The sequence below is a fragment of the Novacetimonas pomaceti genome, assembly GCF_003207955.1.
Classification (GTDB): domain Bacteria; phylum Pseudomonadota; class Alphaproteobacteria; order Acetobacterales; family Acetobacteraceae; genus Novacetimonas; species Novacetimonas pomaceti.
In genome coordinates, this window is sequence record NZ_NOXG01000011.1 from 74585 (window position 1) to 84866 (window position 10282).

Consider the following 10282-nt stretch of genomic DNA (forward strand, 5'->3'; position numbering starts at 1 on the left):
CGTTCTGAGCCTATCGACAGATCGCCCCGCGACAAGCGGGTCCGAGACCTGCCTATGAAAGCCCGAAGAAAGAACCGGCATGGGGTCAGGCAATCCGCGCGACAACGTTCATACCGGTGACGGCACGCCCTGGTCGCCTGTCATCCGCTACCTGCCCGCAAGTCAGGTCCATCGGCCAGACAGATGGGCGGAAGTTTTTTCACGTGACGCCGACAGCGGTTTTTCCGATTGCCTGATTTCACCCATCTTCGCGTCAGGCGACGATGCATTCCTTGTCTCCTCCTTCGGGGAAGGCAACGCATCGCTGTCATGGGGCTGTCCCTTCCTGACCGGCCTGCAGAAGCTGTGCGACACGGCAGGCGAATACGGCATGGGCGTCCTGCTTGACCTGCCCCTGGATCGCGTGGCGCATGATGGCATTCTGGCGCGTCGATATCCGCAATGGTACATATCCACGGATGACCCGCGCGCGCGCAGATTGAATGTTTCCTCATTCCATCAGGAAATATGCGATTACTGGCGGGGGATACTGCAATCCCTTCTGGGGGCGGGCGTGCGGGGTTTCCGCTGTGACGCCCCACAGAACCTGCCGCCTGATTTCCTGCGCGACATTATCCGGATATCCCGCGCGATCCTGCCGTCCTGCCGCTGGATCGCGTGGACGGCGGGACTGTCGGGGGATGCAACGTACCAGATCGCCACGACAGGCGTCGATTTGGTCAGTTCATCCGTCGCATGGTGGAACAGGCACGATCCTTGGTTTGTGGAGGAATGGCGCGCCCTTCCCGGCACGGTCGGGCGGCTGGCCTGTCCCGTTCCTTTCCCCGCCGGCATCGCATCATCCGCAGGCGTTGATCCTGAACGTGAAATCATGAACCTGCGCCTTGCCGGGGCGACGGGCGACGGAATGCTCGTTCCCGCCTTCGCTGAAAATGAAACCATGTTTGAGGACATCCGTGTCCATGATGCCCTCCTGCATGCAGGCAGGATGACAGGATCCGGCCGGGCAAGGCTGGCAGCCCCCCACCTGCGCGCCAGTTCCGCGGACAATCCGATTACGGTGCTTGTCGTGCGACATGGCGATGAACATGCTCCCCGCATGCGTGTCATCCTGATCAATCCTTCCCCATGGCATGCCGCCTCTGCCTGTCCCGACACCCTCTGTCCTGACATCCTGGCGCCTGATTTTGGTTCGCTTTCCCCGATCGATGGGGGCAGGCCGCCTGTTTCCCTGCTCCGTGACGGATGGCTGACACTGGAGGCTGGCGAAGTCAGGGTTTTCGAGACACAAGCCAATGGTCCGCCCATAAAACATCCGCATGCGACGAACATGCATGCCGTCATGAAGCCCGGCCGCATCGCCATGGAAAATGTCACGCCAGCGGTGGATCCGCCCCGCTTTGCGGTCAAGGCGGAAACCGGAACGTCGATCACGGTGGAGGCGGACATTTTCATGGATGGGCATGACCTCCTCGCGGCGCGACTGTCATGGCGGGCAGTGGATGATCCCCTGTGGCGTCACGCGCCGATGGAGCCGATCGGCAACAGCCGCTGGCGTGGCTTCCTGTCGCTGGACCGGGTCGGGCCGTGGGAATACACGATCGAGGCATGGCAGGACCGTTACGCATCGCTTGCGCGTTCCCTTGAAAAAAAGCAGGCGGCCGGCAGGATCGAAACACAGGACATCGCGGATGCGCGTGTCATGATCCATGCCGCCATGGCCGATACGGACGGCCTGATGAAGACGCGGCTGGCGCGCCTTCTGGATGACCTCCTGCGCATGTCGCAGGCGGAGATGACCGGACATCTTCTTTCCGCCCCGGTGCGGGCATTGATGGATCATGTCAGCAGCAGGCCATTCCTGACGCGACTGGCCACGCCCGTTGCAATCTTCGCCGAACGTCCCGCCGCGCGGTACGGCAGCTGGTATGAACTGTTTCCACGTTCCCAGGGCGCCGGCCCCGACCAGCACGGAACGTTGCGCGACGTCATCGGACGCCTGCCTTATGTGCGCGACATGGGCTTTGATGTCCTTTACCTGCCCCCCATCCACCCCATCGGTCGCATCAATCGCAAGGGACGCAATAACAGCCTGCAGGCGCAACCCGGCGACCCCGGCAGTCCGTATGCCATCGGATCGGCCGAAGGCGGTCATGACGCCATTCACCCGCAGCTTGGCACGATCGAGGATTTTCGTGATCTTGTCCGCATCACGCATGAATATGGCATGGAACTGGCGATGGATTTCGCGATCCAGTGCGCCCCTGACCATCCATGGATCACGACACATCCCCAATGGTTCGACCATCGCGCCGACGGATCCATCAGGCATGCGGAAAATCCACCCAAAATATATGAAGATATCGTCAATGTGGATTTTTACGCCCCCGCCGCCATTCCCGACCTGTGGCATGCCCTGCGTGATGTCGTGCTGTTCTGGATTGACGAGGGCATCAGGATTTTCCGCGTGGACAATCCCCACACGAAACCACTGCCGTTCTGGGAATGGCTGATTGCCGATATCCGCGCGCAGCATCCGGACGTCATCTTCCTGTCCGAGGCCTTTACCCATCCCAAGATGATGTATCGGCTGGCAAAGGCGGGATTTTCCCAATCCTATACATACTTCACGTGGCGCAATACGAAGCAGGAACTGACGTCGTACATGACGGAAATCACCAGCCGGCCGGTCCGTGATTTCTTTCGCCCGCATCTTTTTGTCAATACGCCCGACATCAACCCCTTTTTCCTGCAGGACGGCGGCCGGGCCGCGCACCTGATCCGCATGGCGCTGGCTGCCACGCTGTCCGGGTTATGGGGCATGTACCAGGGTTTCGAACTGTGTGAAGCTACCCCCCTTGCGGGACGCGAGGAATACATGGATTCCGAAAAATACCAGATCCGCACATGGGATGATGACCGTCCGGGCAACATCATACCGGAAACGGGCCGGATCAATGCGATACGACGGCATCACAGGTCCCTGCAGACCCATCTGGGATTACGGTTTTACAACATGTTCAATGATTCCATCATCTATTTTGCAAAGGGCATGACCGATATGTCCGATGTCATACTGGTGGCCGTCAGCCTGGATCCCGTCAATGTGCAGCAGTCCACTTTCGAAATCCCGTTATGGGAATGGGGATTGCCGGACAGTGCCTCCCTGCACGTTCATGACCTGATGCGCGACCGGCACGAAATCTGGACGGGAAAGATCCAGCATGTCCGCCTTGATCCGGGCGACCTGCCCTTTGCGATATGGCATGTCCGTCCGGTGGAAGGCGACAGGCCATGACGAAACGCAATCCGGCCCCTCCCGCCGATCCGTTATGGTACAAGGACGCGGTCATCTATCAGGTGCATGTGAAATCCTTTTTTGATTCGGATAATGATGGGATCGGGGATTTTCAGGGCCTGACATCGAAACTGGACTATATCGCGGATCTTGGCGTCAACACGATCTGGCTGCTGCCTTTCTATCCCTCCCCGCGCAAGGACGATGGATACGACATTTCCGCCTATCGCGACGTGCATCCGGATTATGGCACGCTGGCCGACGCGCGGCATTTCATCAATACCGCGCACGCCCGCAACATACGCGTCATTACCGAACTGGTAATCAACCACACATCGGACCAGCATCCGTGGTTCCAGCGGGCCCGCAAGGCAAAACCCGGTTCGGTCGCGCGCAATTTCTATGTCTGGTCCGACACCGGCACCGAATATGCCGGCACGCGCATCATTTTCTGCGATACGGAAATTTCCAACTGGACGCGCGACCCCGTGGCGGGGGCGTTTTTCTGGCATCGTTTCTATTCCCACCAGCCAGACCTCAATTTCGACAATCCCCACGTCCTGCGCGCCATTCTGGGGATCATGTCCTTCTGGCTGAAACTGGGGGTCGACGGGCTGCGGCTCGACGCCATTCCCTACCTTGTGGAACGCGACGGCACCAGCAATGAGAACCTGCCGGAAACGCATGAGGTCCTGCGCCGCATCCGCGCGGCGCTGGATGCGCGTTTTTCCAACCGCATGCTTCTGGCCGAAGCCAACCAGTGGCCCGAGGACACGCAGGAATATTTCGGCCATGGCGATGAATGCCACATGGCCTTCCATTTCCCGCTGATGCCCCGGATGTATCTGGCCATGGCGCGGGAGGACCGCTTTCCCATCACCGACATCATGCGCCAGACGCCCGATATCCCCCCCACCTGCCAGTGGGCGATTTTCCTGCGCAATCATGACGAACTGACGCTGGAGATGGTCACCGACAGCGAACGGGACTTCATGTGGAATGCCTATGCCGCCGATCGCAGGGCGCGACTGAACCTTGGCATCCGCAGGCGCCTCTCCCCCCTGCTGGAACGCGACCGGCGGCGGATCGAACTCCTCAACAGCCTGCTTCTGTCCATGCCGGGGACGCCGGTGCTGTATTATGGCGATGAAATCGGCATGGGCGACAATATACAGCTTGGCGATCGCGACGGGGTCCGCACCCCGATGCAGTGGTCGCCGGACCGCAATGGCGGCTTTTCGCGCGCGGACCCTGAACGCCTTGTGCTGCCGGTCATCATGGATCCGCTTTATGGATATGCCGCGGTCAATGCGGAAACACAGCGACGCGACCCGTTCTCCCTCCTCAACTGGACGCGGCGCATGCTGGCGGTGCGGGCGCGTTCCCACGCGTTTGGCCGGGGGACGCTGACGTTCCTTTCCCCCGGCAATCGCAAGATCCTGGCCTATCTGCGGGAATACGAGGCCGACACCATCCTGTGCGTGGCCAACCTCGCCCGCTCAGCCCAGGCGGTCGAACTCGACCTCTCCCTCTTCGCCGGTCGGGTGCCGGTGGAAATGACGGCCGAAAGCGTCTTTCCCCCCATCGGACAGCTTCCGTACCTTCTGACGCTGCCGCCCTATGGCTTCATATGGTTCCGGCTGTGCACCCTGTCGGAAAATCCGGCCTGGCATGTCCCCGCGCCGGAACCCCTGCCGGAATTCCGCACCATTGTCCTGCGCCGCGACCTGCGCGACCTGATGGACGCGCCCCTGCGGAAAGTCATGGAGGAGGAGATCCTGCCGGCCTACCTTCCGATGCGGCGCTGGGCTTCCGCGCGGGGGCGGCGGATCACACTGGCTCGCATCATTCAGGCAACGCCTGTGGGCACGCAGCTGCTGCTGTGTGAAATCCGCGCGCAGTCGGAAGGGCGGGAAGATTCGTATTTCCTGCCGCTGGGCATCGCGTGGGACACCGATACGCTTCCCGCGCTGCCACAGCAGCTGGCCCTGTCGCGCGTGCGGCGTGGGCGACAGACGGGGTACCTGACCGATGCGTTCGCCCTGCCCGCGCTGACGAACGCATTCATCAGGGCCATGGCCGACGGCAGCCACCTTGCCGCAGGCGAAGGGGAAATCGTCTTTCGTGCCTCCGACGCGTTCCGCCATCTCGATATCCCGGCGGATGCCCCCATCCACTGGCTTTCCTCCGAACAGAGCAACAGTTCGCTGATCGTGGGGGACAGGCTGATCCTCAAACTGATCCGCCAGCCGCATGCAGGCATCCATCCCGAAGTCGAAATGACGGAATTCCTGACACAACACGGCGCGCATGGCATCGCCCCCTTCCTGGGCGAAGTCATGCGGGTGGATGCAGGGGGGGAGACATATACCCTTGCCATCATGGAGGGGTATGTCGGCAATCAGGGGGATGGCTGGGGCTGGACGCTGGGATACCTGCGCGGCATCGCGACGGACCTCGCCCTGAGTGGCGAGGAACAGGCCGGCATGCGTGCCGAACATATCGCGTTTTTCCGCGTCATGGGACAGCGGCTGGGTGAAATGCACGCCATCCTGGCACGCGGCAGCGACAACGCGGCCTTTGCCCCCGAACAGGCATCTGAAAACGACGTTTCCGCCCTGTCGGCCATGGTGCGTGATGAAATCACGCGCGCGCTCGATATCGTGGCGGGCATCACCGACTGGCCGCATGCGGGTGACCGGACGCACGCCACCGCCCTGCTTGCAGCGCGCGAGGACCTGCTGCGGCTTGTCACGACGCTGGCGGCATCGGCGCCGGGCACGCTGAGGACCCGCATTCATGGCGATTTCCACCTCGGGCAGGTGCTGGTGGTGGAAAACGATGCCGTCATCATCGATTTCGAGGGACAGCCCATGACCCCCCTGCCCGAACGCAGGGGCAAGGCCAGCCCCCTGCGCGACGTGGCAGGCATGCTGCGCTCCATCGCCTATGTCGCCGATACCGCGCGTATTGCCGACAGCGATACGGCCAGCCATCCCGCCGCCGAACGCTCGGCGGTCCGCGCGACGGAATACATTTCCGCCTTCCATGCCGAGGCATCGCGGAATTTCCAGGAAGGATGGACAGAAGGCATCGGGACCACCGCGACCGCCATTGGCACACCGCAGGCACAGGCCGCGCTTTTGCACCTCTTCCTGATGGAAAAGGCGGCCTACGAAATACGTTATGAGGCAACCAACCGTCCCGCGTGGATCGGAACGGCGCTGGCGGGGCTGCATGACCTCATGACCTTCCCCCCGGCATCAGGGCCATCAACGTCAGGAGAGCGGCAGTGACGGAACATCTTCCCATTCTTCGTGCCGGACAGGATATCGACAGCCGGGTCGAAGCCCTCCTGCACGGGCGGCTGGACAACCCGTTTTCCTTCCTTGGCCGTCATCCCGATGGAAAGGAAGACACCATCCGCGTCTTCATGCCCGGCGCGCATAAGGTCACGATCGTCGAAACCCTCGCGCCACGTCCGGGCCGACGCAGGCGCGCCCGGGAATGGGCAATGACCCTGCTTCATCCCGATGGCGTGTTCACAGGCACCATCCCGACCGGCACGCCATACCGGCTGCGGGTTGAATGGGACAACGCCACGCAGGAAACCGAAGACGCCTACGCTTTCGGCCTGTTGCTGGGGGACTTCGACCTGCACCTGATTTCCCATGGGGAACATCAGGATCTGTACCGCGTGCTGGGCGCCCATGTCATGGAGGTCGAGGGGGTCAGGGGCGTGCGCTTCGCCGTATGGGCGCCCAATGCCAGCCGCGTTTCTGTCGTGGGAAACTTCAACCAGTGGGATGGCCGTCGCCATGCCATGCGGCTGCGTCATGAACATGGCATATGGGAACTGTTCATTCCGCGTCTTGATGCCGGGGAGGCCTACAAGTTCGAAATCGTGGACAGGCAGGGCCACCTGTTGCCGCTGAAGGCCGACCCGCTTGCATTCGCGGCGGAACTGTCCCCCGCGACGGCATCAATCGTGGTGGCGACAACGGATTTCGAATGGTCGGACGACGACTGGATGCAGACACGCGGCACGCGACAGGACATTGCGGCCCCGATCAGCATTTATGAAATCCATGCCGGTTCCTGGCGACATGCAAATGGCGGGACGGTGAACTGGGACGAACTGACCGCGACATTACTGCCGTATGTCCTTGAAACGGGTTTCAGCCACATCGAACTGATGCCCATCATGGAATATCCGTTCGGGGGGTCCTGGGGGTATCAGCCACTCGGCCTGTTCGCGCCCTCCGCCCGGTTTGGCGCGCCGGACGCCTTCGCCCGGTTTGTCAATGCCTGCCACCGGGCGGGTGTCGGCATCATCCTGGACTGGGTGCCCGCCCATTTCCCGACGGACCCGCACGGGCTGGCCCGCTTTGACGGAAGCGCGTTATATGAGCATCTCGACCCGCGGGAAGGGTACCATCCTGACTGGAACACGCTGATTTACAATATCGGACGTCGCGAGGTCAGCGGGTTCCTGATCGCAAGCGCCCTGTTCTGGCTGCACCAGTACCATATTGACGGCCTGCGCGTCGATGCGGTGGCGTCAATGCTGTATCGCGATTACAGCCGCAAGGCTGACGCCTGGATCCCCAATATCCATGGCGGCCGGGAAAACCTGGAATCCATCGCGTTCCTCCGCCACCTGAACGCAACCGTGGCCGTGCGCTGCCCCGGCGCGATCATGGTGGCGGAGGAATCAACCGCATGGCCCGGCGTCACACGCGCCGTAAGCGAAGGGGGCCTTGGCTTTTCCTTCAAATGGAACATGGGGTGGATGCACGACACGCTGGATTACATGGGACATGACCCGATCCATCGCCTCTTTCATCATGACGAGATGACATTCGGTCTTCTTTATGGGTTTTCGGAACATTTCATCCTGCCCCTTTCGCATGACGAGGTTGTCCATGGCAAAGGGTCGCTGATCCGGCGCATGCCCGGCGACACGTGGCAGAAACATGCCAATCTGCGTGCCTATCTGGCCTTCATGTGGGGGCATCCGGGCAAGAAACTGCTGTTCATGGGCGGGGAATTCGCACAGCCCGGGGAATGGAGCCATGAAACGCAGCTTTCATGGCATGGCCTTGATACCGTCGAAGGCGGTGGCGTCAGGCGGCTGGTCAGCGACCTGAACCGCCTTTACCGCGCCCATGCCGCGCTCCACCGTTCCGACAGCCGGGCCGAAGGCTTTGCATGGCTGATTGGCGATGACCGTGAAAACTCGGTCTTCGCATGGATACGCCGGACCGAAGGCGCCCCCACGATCATGATCGTGTGCAACATGACGCCCGTGCCCCGGCATGATTACCGTATCGGCGTCCCCCATGAAGGCACATGGAAGGAAATCCTCAATACCGACAGCGACATTTACGGCGGATCGAATGTCGGCAATTACGGGGCCGTGCGGACATCCCCCCTGCCCGCGCATGGCCACGACCATTCACTCAACATTTCCCTGCCGCCGCTTGGCAGCCTGTTTTTCCGCTATGAAACAGGCACCGGCCTCATCGGTAAGGAAAACTGAGCCCTCCGGCGTCCCCCGGCGGTTTTCACGTCCATCAGTCCGGTTGCAGATGAAACAGCAGGAAGGAACGCCCTGTCACCGCAAAACGATGGCAGGGCGCGAAAAGCTGTTTCTTGAGGTCTGTACCCTCGATTTCCGTATCCAGCAGCAGGCACCAGTGCTGTTCGGAAACTGACGGCAGGGTGAACTCCACGACGTCATGCCACGCATTGAACACCAGCAGCAACGTCGCGTCCTCTCCACGCTTCATAAGGCCGGTCGGACGCGCCCGCCCATCAAGCATCAGTCCAAAACACCGCGCCGAATCCCAGTCGGCGCTTTCCATTTCATTGCCCGTGGGATTGACCCACGTCAGTTCCTTTATGTCTAGGTCGCCATTATACGCCTCGGTCAGGAAACGGCCGCGGCGTAGGATCGGAAACTGCCGGCGCAGCGTGGTCAGACGGGTGACGAACCGGACCAGTTCCTGGTTACGTTCCAGAAGGGACCAGTCCAGCCATGAAATATCGTTGTCCTGACAATAGGCGTTGTTGTTCCCCCGCTGCGTCCGCGCGAACTCGTCCCCCGCCAGCAGCATCGGCGTCCCCTGCGACAGCAGCAGCGTCGCCAGCATGTTGCGCATCTGACGGTTTCTGATCTTCACGATTTCCGGATTGTCGGTCGGCCCCTCGACGCCATAATTGTATGAACCGTTGTCCGATGACCCGTCCCTGTTGTCTTCCCCATTGGCCTGGTTGTGTTTTGCATTGTACGAAACACAATCATTCAGGGTAAAGCCATCATGCGCCGTTATGAAATTGACGCATGACCATGGCTTGCGCCCCTGATGATCGAACAGGTCGGGACTGCCCAGCAGACGCGCCGCCATATCGTGGGCGAACAAATTACCCTTCCAGTATCCGCGCACATTATCGCGAAAGCGGTCATTCCATTCGGCCCAGCCCGGAGGAAAGGCCCCCACCTGATATCCACCCGGCCCGCAATCCCACGGTTCGGCGATCATCTTGACCGTCTCCAGCGTCGGGTCCTGCGAACATGCCTTGAGAAATCCGGACTGGTTGTCAAATCCGTTGGGTTCACGCGCCAGTATGGTGCCCAGGTCGAACCGGAACCCGTCAACATGCATCTCATCGGCCCAGTAACGCAGGCTGTCGGTCACCATCTGGATCACCCGTCGGTGGGACAGGTTGACCGTATTCCCCGTGCCGGTATCATTGATGTAATAACGCGGCCGGTCCGGCACAAGACGGTAATAGGACTGATTGTCTATTCCCCTGAATGACAATGTAGGACCACATTCATTACCTTCCGCCGTGTGGTTGTACACGACATCCAGAATGACCTCGACGCGGATTTCTCACACTTGAGGCAATTTCGGGTCATTTTGTAGAATTCAGTCATCCCACAGGAGCCCGATCTGGAATATTGACGATATTCTGCTT

The 10282-nt window shown here is 60.8% G+C and carries 3 protein-coding genes and 1 pseudogene; 3 read left to right on the forward strand and 1 reads right to left on the reverse strand.

The window, feature by feature from the left end:
- The first annotated feature begins 79 nt into the window (after nt 1-79).
- The 3 genes from CFR71_RS10325 to glgB are packed head-to-tail and all read left to right on the forward strand — an operon-like array spanning nt 80 to nt 8840.
- The gene (locus tag CFR71_RS10325; RefSeq protein WP_110530777.1) at nt 80-3298 is read left to right on the forward strand and encodes an alpha-1,4-glucan--maltose-1-phosphate maltosyltransferase; all 3219 of its coding nucleotides are present in this window, start codon (nt 80-82) and stop codon (nt 3296-3298) included.
- Nucleotides 3295-6594, forward strand: coding sequence for a maltose alpha-D-glucosyltransferase (gene treS, locus CFR71_RS10330; protein ID WP_110530779.1), 3300 nt, complete (start codon nt 3295-3297; stop codon nt 6592-6594). Before CFR71_RS10325 ends, treS begins: the two co-directional genes overlap by 4 nt.
- On the forward strand, nt 6591-8840 hold the full coding sequence (gene glgB, locus CFR71_RS10335; RefSeq protein ID WP_239020356.1) for a 1,4-alpha-glucan branching protein GlgB: 2250 nt from the start codon (nt 6591-6593) through the stop codon (nt 8838-8840). The genes treS and glgB overlap by 4 nt, the downstream gene beginning before the upstream one ends.
- Before the next feature lie 34 nt (nt 8841-8874).
- On the opposite strand, the pseudogene CFR71_RS10340 reads toward glgB, so the two are convergent.
- Nucleotides 8875-10197 (reverse strand): annotated as a pseudogene (locus CFR71_RS10340) (glycogen debranching protein); the annotation flags it as partial.
- Nucleotides 10198-10282: the final 85 nt, after the last annotated feature.

What these genes read in the sequence shown, in the direction of transcription:
- treS (WP_110530779.1), top strand. Translation starts at nt 3,295, where the DNA reads ATGACGAAACGCAATCCGGCCCCTCCCGCCGATCCGTTATGGTACAAG.
- CFR71_RS10325 (WP_110530777.1), top strand. Translation starts at nt 80, where the DNA reads ATGGGGTCAGGCAATCCGCGCGACAACGTTCATACCGGTGACGGCACG.